The organism is Kordia sp. (genome assembly GCF_965224175.1).
Lineage (GTDB): Bacteria > Bacteroidota > Bacteroidia > Flavobacteriales > Flavobacteriaceae > Kordia.
In genome coordinates, this window is the sequence record NZ_OZ245041.1 from 1,803,478 (window position 1) to 1,826,069 (window position 22,592).

General features: G+C 34.5%; 8 protein-coding genes. 4 read left to right on the forward strand and 4 right to left on the reverse strand.

The genetic code is table 11. From position 1 onward, the window contains the following. The first annotated feature begins 96 nt into the window (after positions 1-96). Positions 97-1,113, forward strand: a complete 1,017-nt coding sequence (locus ACOQOS_RS07995) for a glutamine synthetase beta-grasp domain-containing protein (RefSeq protein ID WP_420574446.1) — start codon at positions 97-99, stop codon at positions 1,111-1,113. An 85-nt stretch (positions 1,114-1,198) separates the two neighbouring features. Here the strand turns inward: ACOQOS_RS07995 and ACOQOS_RS08000 are convergent, their stop codons facing one another. Then, on the reverse strand, positions 1,199-2,146 hold the full coding sequence (locus ACOQOS_RS08000; RefSeq protein WP_420574447.1) for a calcium/sodium antiporter: 948 nt from the start codon (positions 2,144-2,146) through the stop codon (positions 1,199-1,201). A 156-nt stretch (positions 2,147-2,302) separates the two neighbouring features. Between ACOQOS_RS08000 and ACOQOS_RS08005 the strand changes: the two genes are divergently transcribed. The 3 genes from ACOQOS_RS08005 to ACOQOS_RS08015 all read left to right on the forward strand — a co-directional run bounded on the left by ACOQOS_RS08005 (position 2,303) and on the right by ACOQOS_RS08015 (position 6,490). Further along, complete coding sequence (locus ACOQOS_RS08005; protein WP_420574448.1) at positions 2,303-2,665, forward strand: BlaI/MecI/CopY family transcriptional regulator; 363 nt, start codon at positions 2,303-2,305, stop codon at positions 2,663-2,665. Next, on the forward strand, positions 2,662-4,407 hold the full coding sequence (locus ACOQOS_RS08010) for a M56 family metallopeptidase (protein WP_420574449.1): 1,746 nt from the start codon (positions 2,662-2,664) through the stop codon (positions 4,405-4,407). Before ACOQOS_RS08005 ends, ACOQOS_RS08010 begins: the two co-directional genes overlap by 4 nt. A 592-nt stretch (positions 4,408-4,999) precedes the next feature. Further along, the gene (locus tag ACOQOS_RS08015; protein WP_420574450.1) at positions 5,000-6,490 is read left to right on the forward strand and encodes a hypothetical protein; all 1,491 of its coding nucleotides are present in this window, start codon (positions 5,000-5,002) and stop codon (positions 6,488-6,490) included. Between the two features lie 86 nt (positions 6,491-6,576). Here ACOQOS_RS08015 and ACOQOS_RS08020 read toward each other — a convergent pair whose 3' ends face one another. From ACOQOS_RS08020 to ACOQOS_RS08030, 3 genes are read right to left on the reverse strand one after another with little or no spacing between them, the layout of a single operon-like run. Further along, positions 6,577-7,278 (reverse strand): hypothetical protein, encoded by a 702-nt coding sequence (locus tag ACOQOS_RS08020; RefSeq protein ID WP_420574451.1) that lies wholly within the window; start codon positions 7,276-7,278, stop codon positions 6,577-6,579. Between the two features lie 35 nt (positions 7,279-7,313). Continuing rightward, entirely contained in the window at positions 7,314-14,825 is a 7,512-nt protein-coding gene (locus ACOQOS_RS08025; protein ID WP_420574452.1) for an Ig-like domain-containing protein, read from the reverse strand. Between the two features lie 42 nt (positions 14,826-14,867). Beyond that, positions 14,868-22,577 carry a hypothetical protein gene (locus tag ACOQOS_RS08030; protein WP_420574453.1) on the reverse strand — a complete coding sequence of 2,570 codons (7,710 nt, stop codon included), beginning with the start codon at positions 22,575-22,577 and terminating at the stop codon, positions 14,868-14,870. Positions 22,578-22,592 lie beyond the last annotated feature (15 nt).

A 22,592-nucleotide genomic window follows, 5' to 3' on the forward strand; every position in this document is an offset into this window, starting at 1 on the left:
TTAATAATTTACACAAAATTAACCTTATATTTTTAGAGGTCGTTTTAAAAATAATTTATATTTGTCCTCGAATTTATTAATGTGAATTTCAATATTATGAGCAAATCTAAATTAGAGTACATCTGGTTGGATGGATATTTTCCAACGCAAAACATGAGAAGTAAAACTAAAGTTGAAGATAATTTTAGTGGAAAATTAGAAGACTGTCCAATTTGGTCTTTCGATGGTTCATCAACAAGACAAGCTGAAGGTGGATCTTCTGATTGTTTGTTAAAACCTGTTGCTATTTATCCAGATCCTGCAAGAAGAGATGGTTATTTAGTAATGACTGAAGTTTTAAATGCTGATGGTACGCCACACGTTTCTAACGGTAGAGCTACAATTGAAGATGAAGACAATGACTTCTGGTTTGGATTTGAGCAAGAATATTTCATCATGGATTCTAAAACACAGTTACCTTTAGGTTTCCCAATTGGTGGATATCCTGCGCCACAAGGAATGTACTATTGTTCTGTTGGTGGAAAAAATACTCACGGTAGAGATTTAGTAGAAGAGCATGCTGATTTATGTATTGATGCTGGATTGAACTTTGAAGGAATTAACCAAGAAGTTGCTTCTGGACAGTGGGAATTCCAATTGTTTGCAAAAGGTGCTAAGAAAGCTGGAGATGAAATTTGGGTGGCTCGTTATTTATTAGATCGTTTAACAGAAAAGTACGGATACTATATTGAATATCACCCAAAACCTTTAGGGAAAGATATGGACTGGAATGGTTCTGGTATGCACGCAAACTTCTCAAACACTACTTTAAGAACTTGTGGAAGTCAAGAAGTTTACGAAAAAATCTGTGAAGCTTTCAGACCAGTTGTTAAAGAACATATTGCTGTGTACGGAGAGTTTAACGACCAACGTTTAACAGGAGATCACGAAACTGCTTCAATTAATGACTTTAGCTACGGAATTTCAGATCGTGGTGCTTCTATCCGTATTCCAATTATTACTGTGGAAAAAGGATGGAAAGGTTGGTTAGAAGACAGAAGACCAGCTTCTAATGGTGATCCATACAAGATTGCAGGAAGAATTATCAAGACAGTTAAATCTGCTGGATATTAATTATATAGGTTATGACATATAAAAATAGCTTACGGTTTTTCGTAAGCTATTTTTTTGTTTGTATGTTTTTTGATAAAATTAGTATTTAAAAAACTAGATAGATAAAGGTGATGTATGCCAAAAAGAGTAAAACACCTTCATAACGTTCTATTCCAAACTTTTTGGGCACAAAAGCAAGAGGAAATAACACAAAGGCAAATCCTAACATCCAGAGAATATCTCTATTAATAATTAAAGCTTCTTTAACTGGAATTTGCGTAATAATTGACGTTAAACCTAATACGGATGCGATATTAAAAATATTTGAACCTATTAAGTTTCCTAAAGAGATTGCTTTTTCTTTTTTAATTGCCGCTATGACGGAAGCAGCTAATTCTGGCACACTGGTCCCAATAGCAATCATCGTAATTGCAATAACACTTTGCTTGATTTGCATTTCTTCTGCGATGTTTTTAGCTCCTTCTACTAGAAACTCCGATCCAAAATACAGGCCTACTGCACCTACAAGCAACCACATAAATATTTTAATATATGAAATTGTTGCTGCTGCTTCATCTACTTCTTCTATATCAACTTCATCTTTATTTTTTCTTGCGGAGCGAATAAGTATTACCAAAAACGCAATTAAACCTGTAAGCAATATTGCGCCTTCTAAACGTGTTAACATACTATCATTCCATAAAAAATAATAGATTAGTAGTGAAAATATCATCAATGCTGGCCAAGTCAACTTGTAAAAGGTATTGTTGACAGCTATGGGTCCTATAATAGCTGTAATTCCTAGTACTAAACCAATATTCGCAATATTAGAACCTATAACATTATTGATTGCAATTGCTGGCGATTCATTAAAAGCAGCGTTTATACTTACCAGTAATTCAGGTGCAGACGTTGCAAATGAAACTACCGTAAGTCCAATGACCATTTTAGATATGTTTAGTTTAAAAGATAATCCTACAGATGCTCTTACTAGAAATTCTCCACCAGCAACAAGTAGTACTAACCCAATAATTACATAAGCTATGTTTTCCATTGAAAATATTTTTTTTTGCGAAGATACTATTTCCTTTTACATGTTAAATAAACTATAAAATTCGTTATCTAACTATTTTTATAGTTGTATAACTGTTTTTTTAGTTTATATTTGTTGTGTATTAAAAAATAAGTTCACATTAATTTGTATTGACTCATGCAAAAACTCACAAATAAGGAAGAAGAAATCATGCATATCATCTGGAAGCTTGAAAAAGCTTTTGTAAAAGATGTGATAGCAGAAATTAAAACGAAGAAACCTCACTATAATACTTTATCTACCATTGTTAGAAACCTGGAAGAGAAAGGATATGTTAGCCATAATGCTTATGGAAATACGCATCAATATTATCCTGTGGTAACTAAAGAAGCGTATCGTAAAAAGTACATGGCTTCTGCGATTCAACATTATTTTAATGATTCATACAAGAATGTAATTTCATTTTTTGCGAAGGAAGAAAAGATTAGTGTTGAAGATTTGAAAGAGATTATTAACCTTATTGAAAAAGAACAGTCATGAATGAATTAATGATATTTTTCGCAAAAAGTTCAGGGATTTTAGTATTGTTTCTGGGCTTGTATTTTTTAGTGTTAGGAAAAGAAACTTTTTTTACTGAAAATCGTTTTTTCTTGTTAAGTGGAATGATTGTGTCTTTGGCATTACCGTTTTTGGTGATTACGAAGTATATCGAAATCCCTGCTATTATTAGTAACACTAATGGAACTTTTGAGTTTACTGGTGCTAACGTAATACAAGAAACTTCTATTTCTTGGGCAAGTATTTTATTCTACACCTATATAATTGGCGTCTTGTTTTTCTTTTGTAAGTTTTTGATCGAACTTTTTTCCTTATTTAAATTATTATGGACTTCAAAGGTTTCTCGAAGAGATAAGCAATTTATATATATTGAGACAACTTCTCCCTTTTCACCTTTTTCATTTTTTAATTACATCGTTTACAATCCGGAGTTGTACTCAGAATCAGAGTTAACTGCAATTTTAAAACACGAACAAGCGCATAGTAGACAGTTACATTCTTTAGATGTTTTTGTAGCTAAATTGTATTGTATTTTCATGTGGTTTAATCCGTTTGCCTGGATTTATAAAAAATTCATGTTACAAAATTTAGAGTTTTTGGCGGATCATGCAGCTATCAAACAAACTCCTTCAAAGAAAGAATATCAACTTACATTGTTGAAGGTTTCTGGACATACGTATTGTCCAGCTTTAACTAATAATTTTTATAATTCATTAATCAAAAAACGAATCGTTATGTTACAAAAAACACAATCCAAACATCTGAATAGATGGAAACAAATTTTAATTTTCCCAATGCTTACTGCTTTTGTCTTTCTTTTTAATACAGAAGTGATTGCAAAGGAAATCACCACTACTCCAACTTCTGAAAAAGAAATGGTTTTTACATCAAATGAAGTTGCTGGCGACTTGGTTGTTGTAATTACAAAAAATACTACTATTGAAGAGTTAAAAGCCTACAAGAAGCTATTTTCATCACAAGATATCAAGTTTAAGTACAGTAATGTCGATTTTAACTCAAAAGGAGAAATTAGTAGTATTTCATTAGCATTGACCGCTAAAAATAAAGAAGCTGCTAATGGAAAATTTGAGAATTCAAACGATAAGGCAATTTCTGAAATTCAGCTAGGAAAACGCAACGATGAGTTATTCATTAAATCAAAAGCATTTGAAAGTCTGGCAAAAGGAAGTTACACCTTTAAGGTAGATACCGAATTTATTGAAGATGAAGAAGAAGATAGAAAAATCATTATTAAAACAAATAAAAATGGAAACGCTAAAGTAAATACCTGGATTCAAAAAGATGATGTTAAAACGATTAATATCAAGCAAGAAGACGGAAAAGAAGTGATCATCGTAAACGGTAAAAAATTATCTCCAGATGAAATTATTGAAGAAGAGATTGAAATCAAAAAAGGGGAAGGAAATGGAAATACAGTTGTATATAGTTTCAGTTCTGATGATGATAATGGAGGAAAAAAGAGCGAAAGAAAGTATAGAATTATAAAAAACACAGAAAGTAAAATTGAAGTAGTAAGTTCTGATACTGAAGAAAAACCTTTGTTTATTGTAGATGGAAAAGAAGTTTCTAATGATAAGTTTGTAAACTTAGATCCAAAAAAAATTAAAACTGTACATGTTCTAAAAGGAGATTCTGCAATCGGAAAGTATGGTGATAAAGGAAAAAATGGTGTTGTAATTGTAGAAACAAGAAAGAAGAATTAATATTCCTTTTTATGAAATTAAAAAGCGGCATAGATATAAATTCTATGCCGCTTTTTTATATTCTATACTTTGAGATATTAGTTCAAAATGTACTATAATTATAATGTCATGCTTCACCTGTTGCTACTACGATAATTCTTCTCACTTTATTCCCTAGTTTGATAATCTTTTGCATAATTCAATCAACCAATTTATGGTTTGATGAGAACAAAACTTATCTATTTACTTCTAGTTGATGTTCCGTTTTGCTTCAAACTATCAATATATTCACCTTCGCCCCCAAACACTACAAACAACTCACTATCAGCAAAGTAAAAATCAAACTACTTACTATTTAAATATAAAAACAACTTTATAAAATGTCTTGTTGAGCAATAAAATCATAGTAAATTTTTACTATAAGATTTTTCTTAAAATTAAGTAATATGATATTTACAAAATTGTCGCGTGATATTTATAAATGTCACTAATAACTGCTTTGGAAACAGGAAATAACGTCATTATTTAGCACTATGATTTCGTTGCAACAGTCATTAAGGTAGAAGCTGAAAAACCTTTAATAGAGTAGGCTTATTTAAAACCAATTTTAATCATGAAAACTAAAATTTTAAAGTGGGGAATATTTCTTTTGATAGCAATTTTTCATATTTCCTGTAATAATGATGATATAGTAACTACAGACACTAATGATAGTGCTATTCAAAAAAATGTACGAACAGAATCTAGAGAGTTAGTATACGCTAACTTAGGATCAGAATTTTCTAAAACTCAAGCAAGAACAATATTTGCAAAAACGCTTGCGGTGGCCATCAGAAACAATGAAAATGTAAAAAACTACATCTATGAAGAGGCTTCTAACCAATTTAATGGTGATTATGAAATTATGTATCTTATGGTGAAAGATCAAGCTATAGAAGGTGTTCCTTTTCATCAAATTTTACTGGAAGCATCACAAGGTATAGAATTTGAACAAGGAATTTCTGAAAATTTCTTTTCCGAAGAAGTTATAAGAGCAGATCCAAAACTTACAATTTATGTTGATGAATTGTATTTTGAAACTCCAGAGTTATATTCAATGCCAGTAAGTGTTGGAGTTCAATCTGCCGAGTTAGATGATACTGAAGTTGAATCTTATACTGCTTTCAATGAAGAAGGTATGCAATATTTAGTTAGTGAGTACCCGGAAGACAAAGTATTATTAGGTATTAAAGAAAATGAAAGAATTGCCTTAGTAAGAAGAGATTCTTTCCAAACAATTGGAGGTCAAGGCATTAATAATTTATTATTTGGTTCTGTTGACCCATGTGATATGCTACTTCAAACAATAGTACAGTTATTTACGACTGCAGTAATAAACAATAATCAATTTTTAATTGTCAAAGTACTAGAGTTAAATGAATTGTATAGATGTATTTGTTTAGGCGACTGTGATAATGGTGGTGGTCCTACTGATAGCGATGGAGATGGAATTCCAGATGCTGACGATGATTGTCCTAATGAAGCAGGACCTGCATCAAATAATGGTTGTCCAGAACCAGATTGTGTGGTTCCAAATTGTCACAGAACACAAATTGATAAAAAAGATGAAATTTATAAATTTAAGTTCACAGGATGTACTGCATTTAAAAAGACAGGAGAATTGTTTGAAGGAAAACGAGAAATGAGAGCTAAAATAATCTACAGCTATTACGATAATTTAACAAATTCAGTAGTATCATCAACGATCACTAAAGCAGGAACATTTAGCAAAAGTAGTTTAAGAAAAGCTAATTGGCGAGGTAAATGTAAATATACAAAATGGGTAACTACGAATTGGGAAACCTTTAATTGGGATTACTGTACTCATGGAGAACAAATTAAAATTTTCTGGTATGAGGAAGATCCAGGACAATGGGGAACTTTTAACTTAAGTGTAACTTTTAAAAAGGGACCTTTAAATATTAATTCATCAGTAAGTATTCCACTTAAAAACAGTGATGATAAATTAGGAGAATCTGTTATACAATATTGTGATCCAGCAACAGGTAGCGGATCATTATACAATACAGGTGACATTCAATTTTACTATAGATTGCAACCTTAAAAATATATCAAGATTTTTCTAAAAAGGAAATTAAAAAGCGGCATAGATTATAAATCCTATGCCGCTCTTTTTCATTAAATTATTTTTTAGACTGCTAAAAATGTAAGTCCAGCAATACTAGTCCATGTAGTATTGTAGTCATAACATATCACTTGTCCAGTTTGTGAAATATCAATTCTTCTCATCACATTCCCTGACACAATTGTACTTAATATTAATCGTGTGCTAGGTCTATATCCAACAGGTAATGTAAATATTTGTGTTTGACTTCCTGTTGGTGTTCCATTTCGCACCAAGCCTTCAATGTATACTACACCATCTTTTTTACGATATTTAGCATTTCCATAACTACCTATAGAGTAGTTTTGAATACCGTTTTGTAATAATGCATTTTGCCATCCAGAATCGCTTCCGCTTGTCACAACAGTTACAGCTCCCGTTTGCCCATTAACACTTGTTACTGGCGCATGTACTTCTGCTGCACGCTTTGCTCCTGCTGGCGTTACTGCCCTGGCACTATCTGTGCCAGTAGTAACTTCTGCTAAGGTTGCCAATTCTACTTTACCTTTTACAGTAGTAGTAGCGTTTGGTACCGCATTATCTACGATATGATTTGCCGTTTTTGGCGTAATGTATTTAGTATCATTTGTAGTCAATGCTTCTGCTAAGCTTGCTTTGTCTTGTCCTTTATTGACTGCACTGTCAACGAGATCTACAAATTCATCTTGCGTTGGACGATCTCCTGTTTCAAAATATGATTTTAGCTCTGTTCTATTTTTTTCTGCCATGATCTATTTTTTTATTTGTGTGTATTTTTTGTGATTTATCTTACTGTGAATGTGGTTCCGATAACCATATCTCCAATTCCTCCAATGTCAATCCAATTGTCTTCATTTGGAAGTGTCATGATATTATCTTCTGTGCTCAACATTCCTGATGTGTTTTGCGCCACAACTTTAAAGTGATGATATATTGGGTTTCCATTATCATCTTGTGTTGCCAACGTACCATCTTGCAGTGTTGTATCGGCTAACAAGACAAAAATGTCTGTTTCATTCGTTGTTATTTCATGAATTTTTTCCCAATTACCTTGTGTATTCATTTTATACACAATGTATTTTCCTTTATAGCATGTTTTCTCCCATTGTAAAGCAATTTCATTTACATCTCCGTTTGCTGCAATTGGTTCAGCAATGTATTTCATAGTTGGTGCTGGCGGATTTGCCACTTCAACCATCATACTTGCTACAATTTTTGAAGCTTGTGAAGGTGCGTACTCAGTAATGATGTCTGGTGTATTTGTACCATAATCTGCTTCTGAGTATTCAATGCGTCTTGAAACTGTTACACGATAAAACAATCCGTCTCCGTATGGAATTTCGTCTAAGTCAGTAAAGTTGTCATATACTGTCCATAATTCATTTCCTTCCAATCCTGCAGTTTCTACATCTACAGAATCTACCAATGTCATTGTACGAATTGATTGCGCATCTAATTTGTTGAACGCTCTGTAAATGTTTACTTTTTTGATTTTCTGAATTTCTGGATATGCATTGATTTCTAACTGAATTTTTGGCTCAATTCCTTGTGCTTGATCTTCTAAAACAGGCATAATTCTTTTTACTTCTGGCGCTTCTGGTGCATTTGATTGAACTAATTTAATTGGTCCTAATGCGTCACTAAATTCACCTAATTTCATTTGTGAACTTAATTCACGTGCTGCATAGAAGTAAATGTTGTTTGATGTTCCGTCTAAGTTAAAGTCTGTAAATTGTGTGGTATGTGGACTTGAACTTGTAACTTTCATCATCGGAGCCATTTCAAATGCTGGATCTGTTGGTAATAATACACTACCATTTTCATCACGCAACACTTGTTTTTTATTTATTGGCTTGTAATTTGAACCATTAATGTATGCGTATACAACTGGCACTTTTGTTAGTGGTACAAATGCATTGTAAATAACTCCTCTTATGAAGCCTAGTAAGCGTGGATCTCCGACTGCTACATTTCCAACATCTGTATCTGTGGCATTTGGATCAGCTACAAATGGCGTTACCGTTTGTGCTGGCGGAAATGCCGTATTACTGTTGATGCGTTCAATGATATCGTTTGCCCATTCAAATAAAGCTACTTTATCAGGATTTGGAAATTTATAGTTATTATCAGGATCTACAGCTACTGGCGGATACGTTCTGTAATCGCCTTCTGAACTTAGTGTTGTAAAGTCCAAGAAGTTTTCCCAACGGTTTGCGAAATAATCTTCATCACTTCCTCCTAAAGCTTTCAACTCTGATCTGATTTCACGAACTGTTTCTTTTTCGTAAAGCGCATTTAAAATGGCTTCGTCATTGGTTCTGTAAAATAATACACCATGTGGTTTGTGTGCGTATTTTGTAGTCAACGTATATGTTGAACGTCCAAAGAAATCTGGTCGTGTTGCATATTTTGCTCCATCAGGTTGTTCAGGCTGTTTTGCTTCCACAATTTTTTGTGCAAACATGATTTTCGGAATACTAATGCTTGAATAATACGGATTGTTTGTATCATGACTACGCAAACCAACAATAGAGTTACGAACTTCTTCATCATCTCCTGGTAACAAGTTTACTTCTGTTAATCCGTAAGTTTGATTTTCATACAAGTATACTTTATATCCTGGATAGAAATTCACTGAAACATTTGTTCCTATTTGAATTGGATCGTAAGACGCATCCTCAGAAAATATTGGATCAAAAGCTAATACTTGCACATCACTTTCTGTAGTATCGCCTACATTTTTAATGTTTAAGATTTTAGCAACTTTTAATACTTTACGTTTTCCATTTGGATTGTCTGTGGTATGTATACGAACAATTCCTCTATACCATTCTACCGAATCACTGTTTTCACTGTATTGAACATGTTGATCGAGTACAATTCCGTGGAATGTAATATTGTACATTCCTTTGTGTCCCATAATTGGATTTCCATTAGTATCTAAATCTATTACTTCGTCTACTTCCGTAATCGTAGTATGATTATTTGTAGGATCGGACCAAATTCCACGTGTTTTTTCTAAGTGACGTTCCAGTTCTCCATTATCTCCTTCAACCATAACAACTTCACGGTGAATTTGATCGAACTGATTTACTGTTACTTGTAATGGTTGTGGATTTGGCGTTCCCCAACTCGCCGGAGTTTGCATGTTTTCAATAGCAAGGAAAATACCATCTCCTGTAATTTCAATTGCTTGTAAACTATCTGCATCTGGCGAAGGAACATCATCAACTAAAGCATCGCTAATTTCTTTTTTGTACACTTTAAATTGTGGATATCCTGAGGTTTGTACAACTTCATGAATGATATGTTGTTGCTCTCCTAATACAAATACTCCTCCGGCATAGTTTTGCTCTAGTCCGTTTGGAATATCTGGCGTTAATGTTTGATCAACACTCGATAAATAGTATTCATCAACCGTAATGATAGATACTAAATTATTTGTTGGATCGTCTTCAACATTAATGACTTGTCCTGAAATATTGTTAGGAATTTCATTTCTGAAAAAGATATCAACATCTTCAGCAAAGATTTCATCATCATCGTCAAAAATAGAAGTTGTATCTGTAACTAATTCTGAATCTGTAATGACTGAATCCGTTGGAACAGCATAATCAACTAGTTCTTGATACGAATGGTAATCGAATGAAATTCTTACCAATGTTTGATCGGCGTTTTGTCCATGATCATCAATAATTGCGTCATAACGATCTTGCTCTTCTTGTGATGTTAACAACAATGGTTGTTCTTTTTGCACTAGAAGCGGTTGAATGTTTGATGGCGGCAATAATGGATTTACGGGCTTCATTTCCGTTACAATAGAAACTTCCGTTAGACTCGATGTTGCTCTTGAGAACCAGTTAATTCCGTATGAACCATAGTAATGTCTACCACTTACAATTTGCTTGTGTACAAATATTGGCTGACCTACTTCTGGCAATGTAATTGGAAATGCTTCGTAACGTTGTGATGCATTGGAAACTGTTGAGTCAATATGCAAGTAACGTTTGTCGTGCGAGATTTCTGGTTTTTCCCAAGGACCTGGTAATACTTGTGTTTCTGGTCGCTTTCTATATTCTAACCCAGCATAAATAGGAATTGTGTATTCTTTTGCTTCAAATTCTGAATTTGTTACATAGAATGGTGGATTGTATACATCTTCTGGAATTTCCTCTGCGTATAGTGTTACATAACGTTTTTTACCATCATGTGTATATCCATCATCATCTGTAATACTAGAAGGCTCACTAGTTTCTGTTCCAAAGAATGCTCCTGGTACAATTGGTTCTAATGAAATCGGTAAAGGCAAACGCTCATCTGAAGTTGCCGTTGGCAAACTCATACTTAAGTGTTGTACTTCTCTTGCGCCTTGTCCGTCTTCTAAGTCACCAAACGTAACATATTCTGCAATGTATACAAACTCGCCTTGTTGTACTTGTGAAGCTACATCTAAGAATCCTAATCCTAACATACGTGCCATATGATAGTCATATGAAGCAATGTTTAGCATGTCTAAGTTAGAGATTTCCATCACGTCATCTTCACCTTCTACAACAATGTTTTCATCTACAGGAATTTCTTCAATTGCTTTTGGATTGTTTGCATCATCACTTAATGTGATATACTGCTCAACAACTTGTTTTAAGTTTCTATCGTATATATCTGGTTCTACAACATTCCACTTATCTACATAGTTGTCAATATTTACGGTAGCATCATCATTGAATCGCGGCCATTTTGCATTTACAATTCCCGCAGTTGGTTCTAATTGTTGTAATGCTACTCCATCTTCTAAAGTTAACGCATAACTTCCCATGGCTGTCCATGCTTGGTTTTCATTAGCATTTTCAATAAAGTCACCATATAATTCAACACGAACTTTCGTCAGATATGTATTGGTTCCGATACTTCGGAATGAACGACCATTTTCACATAATAATCGGACGTTTTGCAATGTATTACCCGAGAATGTTTTTCTGTTTGTCGCTTTTTTGAGTGCAATTAATGTGTTTGTAGAAACTGAAAGTGTTTCTGTTTGTAATGAACTGTTAGAAGCTGACGAACTTACAGTTGCTTCTACAGCAAAAAATAAGTGTCGTTTACTTTCTACCTCAACCAACTCACTACCATAACTTTGCATGAATCCTTGCGCGTTTGTCACTGGATTGATTGCTGAACGAACTTGTGTGTATTTTGCTTGATTTCTGAAGTATACATGAAAGTCTTTTTCATCTACTCTATAAATCCATAAACCATTGGCGTCATCAACAATATTTGGTGCCTGCGTTAGATCGATTGTTTTCGACACTTTCGCATATGGAGTTCTGTATACACGAACAAAATCATCTTGCTTATTGAAGTTAACAGATGTATTGGCATAATTTCCTTTTGGCAAATGTTTTTCTCCTAATGCACCAGAGAAAACCCAACGTGTGTGAATTCCTTCTACACTTCCATCATTTCCAGTAGATCCAGCCGCTTGTATGTAAAAGTTTGGCGATTGAATTGCTGTATGTTCAGTAATTGGAATTGAAGTTGTACCACAGTTTTCACTACAATAGTCTGTGCGCTCTAAAGCGATATCAGATACTGCAATTGCTACATTTTCTTCAGTATACGCTAACTCTGCAATAGTTGGGGCAAAAGTGTCGGTTGTAAATGACGTATGCGTATATGGCGTTGTAGTAATCGCTTCTGAGATACAGTTTTTCAACTCAAGATTCGTTTTGGCTAGGTAAGCTGAGTCAGTTCCTGAAACAGAACCCACTAATAATAATTGTTGATTTGCATCATTTACAAGTTGGTTTATTCCATTTTTACTACCAAAATCAAGTTTTTGTCTCCAAATTTCATTCAGTTCAAAGTCAAACTTAATCACTTCACTTGCACGATCTGTTGCGTAGTTAGCAACACAGTAAAAAGTATTTCCAGCACCTCTTACAAGCCTAGTATTTGTACTGAGTTTATCTCCTGCATTCCCTAAATTTGTTGTTTTTACAGACGATGAATTTGACGAACTGTTAAAGTAAGTAAGATATAGCTTATTACTATTATCTTGAATACCAGCAAGGATATAAGTTTCTAAAGGACTTGTTATGGAAATTGCTCCAGTTGTGTACAACAAAGTACCATCTCCGAGACGTTTTCCCCAGTTTAAACTTAAGTTGTCTCTGAATGAAAGTACAATTCCATGACGTACTGTTTGTCCGGCTGGAGTTGTTGCAGATCCTAAGATAGAGAAACCAAATGGTGTTGTTACTACTTCCATGATTTGCTCGTCTGATATCCCTGCTACTTTTCTTGATGCGCTAATGTTTCCATTTTCATCTAGTTTGTATAATTCCATATCATCTTGCAAGGCTACTTCATTATACCAAGCGGTTACAAGGTATTTTTGTCCACCATTCGTTTCATTCAGTTTTCTAATTCCTGTACCAAAACGTGTATTGGTAGAGTATAGAATTTTTGACCACAAAATTGTTCCTTGTGCATTAATTCTGAATAAGACAAGATGCACTCTGTTTGTAGCTCCCGTACCATAGTTTCCAAGTACTAAAGCACTTTGTCCATCATTACAAGTAACCACAGAAGTTAAAGATACTTTTCTTCCTTGTATAGCTAATTGCTTGCTCCAGACTACACTACTGTTTGCATTGAATAGTGTTACAATTCCGTATGTTCCATTACTTCCAACAGTTAAGATATTGTTTGCCCCAATGCTACAAACGCTCGTATTTACATCTGCTAATCCATTGGTACGGAATGAGCTTGTAAAATAACAATCACTCGAAATGTAGAATTCAACTGGTGCTGTTTGCGGAGCTTGTGTTCCGTTTACAGTAAAACTAAGTGTTGCCGCTTCTTCTACGTTTGTCGATTGTAATACAGCCGTATATGTACCATCATTATTATCTATAGTTGCGCCTACAGCTCCTGCGGAAGTTGAAATAATTACGATTTCTCCTCCAGAAGTTATGTTACTTCCATTTGCATCTTTTAGTTGTACTGTAACAGTAGAAGTACTATCACCATCAGCTGGAATTGCATTTGGATTTGCTGTAATTGTACTTTGCTCAATGTCTAATGTTGGACATATTTGAACAATATTGGGATTGTAAACAGCAGCCACTAATCCAAGATCTGTAGTACTTACTTGAGTTACAGATGCTCGCACATCGTTGATTGGTTGCTTCTCAATATTGATTTCATTAATCGTTGGATTTGCAACTTGCTCAAAAGCTTCTACACAGTCGTTTCCTTCTAGTTCAGCATCTGTTTTTATGATATTTCTGTTTCCTTCTTGTAAGAAGATGAAATTGTCAAATGCTTGAAATTGTTCTGCATTGATTGCGATTGAATTTCTTTTTGTCCAAAGACAGTTTAAGTTGAAATCAAATTTGTAATAGTTCGTTATTGAAGAGCTAAACTCTTTATGGTTGAAGTAAAAGTTGGAATTCGTAAATTCCAACTTGTTACTTTGACTACTACTGTTTGCTCCAAGACCTTCTACTAATACTGTTTTTTGAGACTCTAAACTTCCATTTAGAGTTAATGAACTCAATAAACGTCTTCCGTTTGGAGAATACGAAACGAATAACAAATCATCTTTCGGATAGACATGATAATGTCCTACGCCACCACCAGTTTGTATTGGTGACAGGTTTCTATATCGATCTCTATTTACAATTTCTAAGTTTGTATTTAGTTCGGTGATTGCAAATGTAAATCCTGTGAATCGTCCCGTTCCTGCCAGAAATATTCTGTCATTATGAACAGTCATCCCTGAGAATACATTAAAGTTGTTTGGTTCTATGTATCCCATATTCACGCTTCTTAGCATAGTTCCGTTATCATTGATGATACAGACAGCTTGACGCGCTATGAAGACATAACGATTGGATGAAATTCCTTGAATCATTGTTCTATCTACATTGAAATCTGTATAATTATCAGTTTCAACATCATACTCTTTACTCCATCGTATTACACCTGCATCGCTCATTTTTAGTGCTACTGCTTTCGGTGTATTATCAGTCTCTCCATAACGCCCACCGTAAATAATTAGATTTCCTGTGGTTCCCGGAATGATTTGATTTATGAAGTGTAAGTTATCTATTTGCTTTGCCCAGATTAGATTATAATTAGTATCAATCTTAACCACCTTTGCAGGAATATTTCGTACAACGTTTGAGTTTGCTCTGTAATAAATACAGTAAATAAAACCGTTGTGATGCAAGTATGGTTTGCAGTAAGCCAAGTTTATATTTTTTACAAAAAAATTATTTTCTAGTGCCATTTGATATTTTTTTTAACTATCAAGTTCTTTTTTATTAATTGTTTATGCGATCGTGATATCGTCTACGCGTACAGTATCATCTATTACGTATTCGCTTCCGTTCCAAATCAAGTATCTGAATCTAAAACTTAGATTCGTTGCTGTGATTTGTTGACTTTGATGCATGATTAATGCTTGCGAATAGTCTTTTGAGTACAATACTTTGTATGCAGGATCATCTTGATCGTTTGCTGTATTGATTACACGTATTGCACCTCTTTGTCCGTCCGTACTATTTTCTTCAAAGATTTCCTCTGTTCCGTTGATTTTCTCAATCGGGATTTTTGGAATGTTGAAAGGTTCTGGGTTTCGGATGAGCATTGCAATTATATTTCCATCATTATCTAGAATTTTATTGAATTCAGTATTTGTTGGTGGGTCTAATGGAGTCATTCCTAATACACCTTCTAATACTCTATCGAATACATCTAAATATTGTGTTTCAATAGCATCACTGTCCGTATCATTGTTTCCAACTACGATATTGTAAGCTGTTGCAATATTGTCTGAAGTCACTTCTGGAAGTGCGACATTAAATACTGCTTGTCTTGTGTTGTCAGTATCGTTTTCATCCACTAATGTGTAACTGTTTACTTGTTCTCCGAAGTTTTTATAGCGAGACGTTTGGAACACGTAATTGTGTACTTGTTCGCTAGATACTATATCATTACTTGCAGTTTCAAAAGCATTGTATATTAATGCTGTATATAGTTTTTGTGGCTTCAGATTTGTCAGTGTTACTGAGTATGCATAACTCTGAGGTTTGATTGCATTTCCTATGGTGAATGTACATTGAATAGCATCATCATTTTCATTGATATAGTTAATGAAATTGTTGAGCATTCTGATATTCAATGGAATTCTTGGATCGTCATCGTTTATCCATGGTACGCCACCTTCTCCATTTCCTTCTGGTAATGGTACAGTTTCTTCATCATAGTCAATTGGTAATGGATAAGGAATTACTACATTACTTACTGGATCTTTGATGGCAATATGCATTGAACCTGTCAATTCTGGTGCTCCTAAGTACGATTCCCAACTACGCAACATATGATACGTTAATGGTTTTGTAAAGTACAGTGTTATTCTACATTGTTCTTGTCCGTAGAATACTGGTTTTGCTTGTAATAAACTACCATCTGCATTTGGATACGATCTGTCATAATCAATGTATTGACGTAATGATGTTAATGGATATGAATCAGGATTCGTAAGATTTCCTGTTTCTGTTAGGTTTCCATTGGCATCTGCACGGTTTTTAATGTTGTTTGCCCCATCATATTCATTACCGTAAGTTACGCCATCTGCATTGTGGAAATGTCCAATTGGACCAGCCGTTTTGAATCCGTAGTAGTAATCGAATAATTTTTCATTCTCACCATTATCTACTTCATCTTTTAATTGATAACGCACATAGAATTTTGAGTTTGGTCTCCAAATTGGTTGTGCTGTACGTTGTACTGCTTCCTCCATGTCTTCCTGTTCTTGCTCGATAGCATCTAAACCAGGAATAGTTTCGTTGTACTCAAATTTTTCAACAGATAACCAGCATACTTCTTGTATCGATGTGTTACAAATATGTGGTTCTTCAATAGGTCCTCCATCATTACAGTCACAGTTTCCTGCTTCTTCGATGAGTTCCATTAAGCGAATTGCAGAATTCTTTAAATCTCTGAATCGTAAGATCTGTTCATGATGTCCAACTAAATCTCTTATTAGGAGATAGATTCGAACATAATTGTTGTATTCTTCATTAACACTTAGAGGCAAAACAACACCTTCAGTATTTGACAATTGTTTAATTATTCCTCTAAATTCTTGGAAACAATCTAGGCTTGCATCTACTTGTTCACTTGTTTCAATAGGAACAAAACATTCGTTAAAAATACGCACCAATTCATCATATGCTTCACAGATTATTGGATCTTTTTCACAATCGCCAGAACCAGAACCTGAGCAATCACAATCACCTAACTCATACATTTTGTCTAAGATTGTGTTTGCATAGTTTATTGCCGTATCTAATATTGGCGGTCTTGCTACTTGCGGATATCTAATTAATCTATCGATATCAGCTCCTAAAGCTTGTAATAATCTATATTGAGGATTATCTGCGTCGAAATGCTGAATGTTATCAACCATTTTTAAGAAGCAATCCCAATTATCAAAGAATAAATCTCTTGCATTATAGTTGATACATGCAAACAATTCTCTTTTCAACATTTCTTGAAAGCTACATAACTTTTCATCTTTGTTACAATCTCCATTTCCATCACAACCACAGTCTCCAAGTTCGAATATCTTGTCTAAGATTGTACTTGCATACTTCTCAGCAGTTTCTAATAATGGTAATCGTGTAGTTTCTGGATATTTAAGTAGTCTATCAATATCAGCACCAAGTATTTTTAATAATTGATATTGAGGGTTTTCACGATCGAAATTCCTGATATTTTCAACCATTTTTAAGAAACAATTCCAATTGTCTTCAAATGGGCGTTTTGCTCTGTAATTGATGCACGCGAATAATTCAGATTTTAATGCTTCATAGAAATTACAAAGTACTTTATCTTTTTTACATTCAGGATTCTCAATTAATGTCGCAGCTTCAGTTGCAGTTAGTATTGTTGAACGTTTTTTTGTTGTTCCACAACCTTCTTCACCAATTTCCATAGTACTTGTACTTAGTAATAATTTCAACGCTTTGATTTCATTCTTACATTGCTTTTCTGTACCGAAGTATTCAATACGTCTTGCAATTACTTCTCCTTTACTATTAATGATATTGAAGTAATATCTTCTGTCAACAGATTCTTTCACTTGAATACTTTCTGTATCTTCTAGAATTGCTTTTACTGAAGTTTTTAATTCACTAATAGCGGCTTCTTTAGACTCATAACGAGTACTACTACTCAATACGATTTCACATTCTTCATTGAATACTCTGAAACGATATTCATCAATTCCATCATTGTCAATTTCGTTGTAAATCTGAGCTATGATTCGCTTTTTTGGTGTAGATTGTGTTGTTATAGAACAACCTTCTGCTTCCAATCGAGCTAACTCTGCTTGTAACGCTAATAATTGAGCTTGCTGCGCTTGTGTTAGTGGAATAATTTGCCCTGTTTCACTATCATACGTAGCTTCCTGCAATTCAGCAATTTGTTCACGAACTTCTCGAATAAGATCTGCATTTGCTGATTTTGGTGTTACCGTAATTTTTGAAGTTAATTCATCTTCGTTTGTATATGAAACCACACTGTTGAGTTCTGCTTTTGTTTTATATACTTCGTGAATTTCTTCATATTGCGGCGTACTATTTGTATCGCTTAGTATTGTTTTATAGTAGCGAATCGTTACTCCTTCCGCATATGTTGTTAACTTTAAATCTGTGGTTACAGACGCTTCAGGCAGAATAATGATTAACCTATCTGCATTACTAAATTGTAATGACTGTTGATAATCATGATTGTTTTCTACATCTGTTACTTCCATGCAACCTGCTGGTCCGGAATCATCTGTTTCTGTTAGAACAATTTTTGAACTTAGACTTACTGAGCCTTGTACAGAGTTTCCGCCTCCGCTTGATCGTGTTCGAGCTAAATACAGGTTAGAGAAAAACATAACATCTGAGTCTGGACTTGGGAACGGAACGTCTGATTCTACCTGAACATCAACAACTAAGTTTCCATCTACGACTGTTACTTTTTTAATTTTTAAATCATTGATTTCTTCTCCGCCATTATCACTAAGAATTGTATTGATTCCTGTTAAATATTGTTGAGAGATTTCAGTTAAGTTTGTAGCAACTCCATTTTCTTGCGTGTAGATATTTACATTTACTCCTATGTTTGGAAAAGTATTGCTTCCGTTCTTTCTGAGTCTGATTCTATCAAAATAAGCTTCGTCATATTCACCATTACTATCAGACAATGGAATTGTCCATTGTGTATTTAAAACATATACTGTTTTTTCAAAATCGCCTCCACCTTCTTCAATAGAATAGTATGCGCCATCAATGTAGTGACCTACATAACCATTTGGTCTGTAATATTTAGCGCCTAATGGTTTTAATAAGAAGTCGGAACAATCTCCTGTTTCTTGAGTTGTTACACAGTATAATTCAGAAGGTGTAATTCCATATTCTTCTGGAATAAACCATCCTGGTTCACCTGCTTCCATGTATGAGAATGGATTGGTAGCTAACAATCTGATAGCATCATACTGATCTCCATTTCGTTGCCAATATCCAATACGTAAATGATCTACGCTATCTCTTTCTGCTGCTGGCACAACTGCTTCAAATGGATGATAATCTTGCCACGAACTTCCGTTCCACATTTTTATTTCTATATTTTCAATAGAATATTTGTGTTTTACTTGACGCAATTCATGTCCTCCACGAACAACTTTGTTTGGCGGAATTAAATCTATGAAGTTATTTGCTCCTCCAGTGTGTCCTCCAATTTTATTGGACACTGCTCCAGGCACTAATCCTTTCATTGCTTTGAAGTCAATGTATGTATCTAAAGGAATTACTTTGTCAATACTGTTTGCGCTTGGAACATTCGGGAAGTAGTTTAACTCAAATGTTTCATTCGTCATCATGTGAACACCTTGTACTGCTTCTCGCGTTCTGTCTGGATAGTTTGGATTACTTCCATCAGATAATGCTGGAATTGGCGTTCTGTCAACCTGCTTATTTTTCTCCCATTTAAGTTTAACTTTAAATGTTTTACAGATTTTCACGATGATTCTAATACATACTCGAACACGAATTTGTGCGAATAGTAAGAATGGTTTTGCCGCTTCCGCAGAAAGAATTGCATCGAGACTTACTCGGAACCCAACAATTTTCCATACACTAATTGAAATTGTTCCTCCAAAGGCAATATAACCTCCTAATTGGAATCGCTCAAAACTGATGAATCCACCAACTTCTACATAGGCGCTAATTTCTACTTTAATTCCGAAGAAATTTTTCTTTAGTGATAAATCAACTCGTGCACCAGCTTCTATACCTCTTGCAGAAAGCATTAAGAATGATTGTGCTGTGATTATCGTTAAGACACGTGCTGTAATTGGCGATTGTTTTGTACCAAAGTTTAAGTACCAAGCTGACGGATTGTTAAAGAAGAATCCTGCTTGTACTTCAGCATATAAATCAATGATCCAACCGTTAGATTGTGGAAGTTTATAATCTGCTCCAAACCAGAATTCGAATGAATTGTCACCAACCGCAACACCCGCAAAGAATGGTGGTTCTGTGTTATCTAAAATTCCTAAACGTTCTCCAAGTACATTGGCTCTACCATCTAAGATGAATACTGATGGTAATGATAAGATTGCCATCAATCGTGTAGAGAATAAGAATCCGTCGTCATGCATGGTTCCTAATACAGTTCCTGCACCAACAGCGACTGGTAAGTTATACTGATCGGTTCGTGGCGGTCCACTAAATTTGTCGAGATTTACACCTCGTTGCGGATAAGTATAGTAATCATACCAAGTATCTTCACCTGAAACTAAACCAATTGCTTCTTTTTCAGCTACATATTTGTATCCGAGTAATCCTCCAAATCCGTAGAATGCTAAACCTGTAGCGGCTAATGGAATTGGTGTTGGCATTTCGATTCCGGCTTCAATAATAAATGCAGGTTCTTTTGGTTGTAAACGCATTTGAGCAGCACCACTGATTCGTGCTTTTGGAAGTTTTAAACCAATTTTCCCTTCATATTCTGGAGATTCTCCTGGTTCTGGAATAGACAACATTCCATTGATAATTGCTAATGCTGAATCTGGATCTGCAGTTCCAGGAATGATTAAATCAACTTCAATAGTTTGAATACGTAAGAAACTGTCTCCATCTCCTCCATGTTCGTCATTGTCGGTTGTGTAATAGTATTTGATTCCTTCTCCTCTGGCATCGATTCCTAGTGGATCTAAACTGATAGCTCCATCAAATCCCCAATAATTGTATTTACGCATCACACCATTTTTTTCTTGTTGATGCGATCCGAAGTGAATTCCTGTCACGGCAATTTCAATTGGCCCGAGATTTAATGAAATGTTTGTTGGAATAAAGGCATTTCCTCCTACGATTTCTATGGAACCGTCATCGTATACGCGAAGTTTTGGGATTACAATTTTTTGATCGCCTAATACGCGTTCCATGATGGCGTTTTGGAATGAGATTTCGCAAGATGTTCCTACATAGAAATTGTCTTCTTGTCTTCCTAACTCTAGCGTAAGGAAATTGATCGTCATAAAGTCAAATAGACTTAATGGAATTCCTTGCGGTTCTGAAGCTGTTAGGTTAAAATCTCCTTCTTCGTTTAAGTGTCCATTGATTTCAATGAGTGCTTCATTACCATCGCCATCCTTTAGTTTTGGAATTTTTAATCGACCTTCAATGTTAGATTCTATGACTGCGTTTTGTTTGAAACTCATGTCAAAGCTTTTGAAGCCTAGCTCCCAATTCCCAATGTTTACAGGCATGTAATCATCGTTAGTATTTGGTGTTCCATTTACCGTTTCTAAAGCTACAGTTCCAGAAACACCACCAGTACCGATGAGCATATTGTAACCTGCAATTTGTAAGGTAGAATTATCTACATTGTCAAACCATTTCTTTGGCAATATAATTCCTATTTTATCTGCGTAGATTCCGCGAAATTCATCAGGACGTCCGTCGGCTGTTGCTTCTGGAATGTTTCTATCTGTACGAAAATCAAATTTTAATTCATCGATATCGATGATTAATCCTGTGTTTCCTATTTGTGATGGTGTAAGATCGAATGAATCTGCTTGATTGAATTCTATTCCATTTTCTGTGCTAAATGCAAGACTTCCGATGTCATAACGAAGTTGTGACTTTATGTCTTCGTCTTCTATGACTTCAAATGTAACTGGATCGACTGGTTTTAACCAGGTTCTAGGGAATTCTAAAGCAACTAATAGACTATCTAGAGAAGCAGAGAATTTGGGTAATAAAAACTCTTGGAGGTTGTCTATGGTAAAACTTCCTAAGAATGTTGAAAAGAAATTTTCCAGTTTTTCGGTTACTGTTCCAAAATCATCATCAGAAGTAAAGTAATTTGAAAATATAACTTCAAAAATATTGAAGTCATTTCCATTTGTTTGAATTTGTTCTAGAATATCTTTAATATCTGCTTCATCAGACCCTAAATCATTGAATTGAATTAATGTTATAGGCGAATTATTAGTATTGAAATCATCAATAAAGGTTGGGAAAGCCTCTATTGAGTCATCTTCTCCTAGCTCTGGATAGAACACATATAATAAATTTGCTAAAAATTGTTCTTTGTCCGTTCCGCTAATGTCTAATAAGAGGTTAAATATTTGGGCAAATGAAAAATCAAAATTCGCTGGATCAAAATCTTTTATGTATTTTAATACAGGCCAGTGATATGATACTGACATTGGGAATTCTGAGATATCTCCATCTACAAAACTTGGGTTTAGTACTAGAGCGAAACCATCTTCCCCTCCTAAATCCAGACCTAATCTTGTTTTACTAACAATAGTAATTGTATAGTATGCTTCTTCGTTATTAAAACTTCTATCTACATGTAAGTTTTTAAAATATAAACTCGAGAATACTGAGTTTATACCGTCTTCTACAAACCCTAAACCTTCGGGTAAGTTGTCAACCGATAATAAGACCGATAACGGTGGTAAATATCTTGGCATAATGTTAAGACTTAA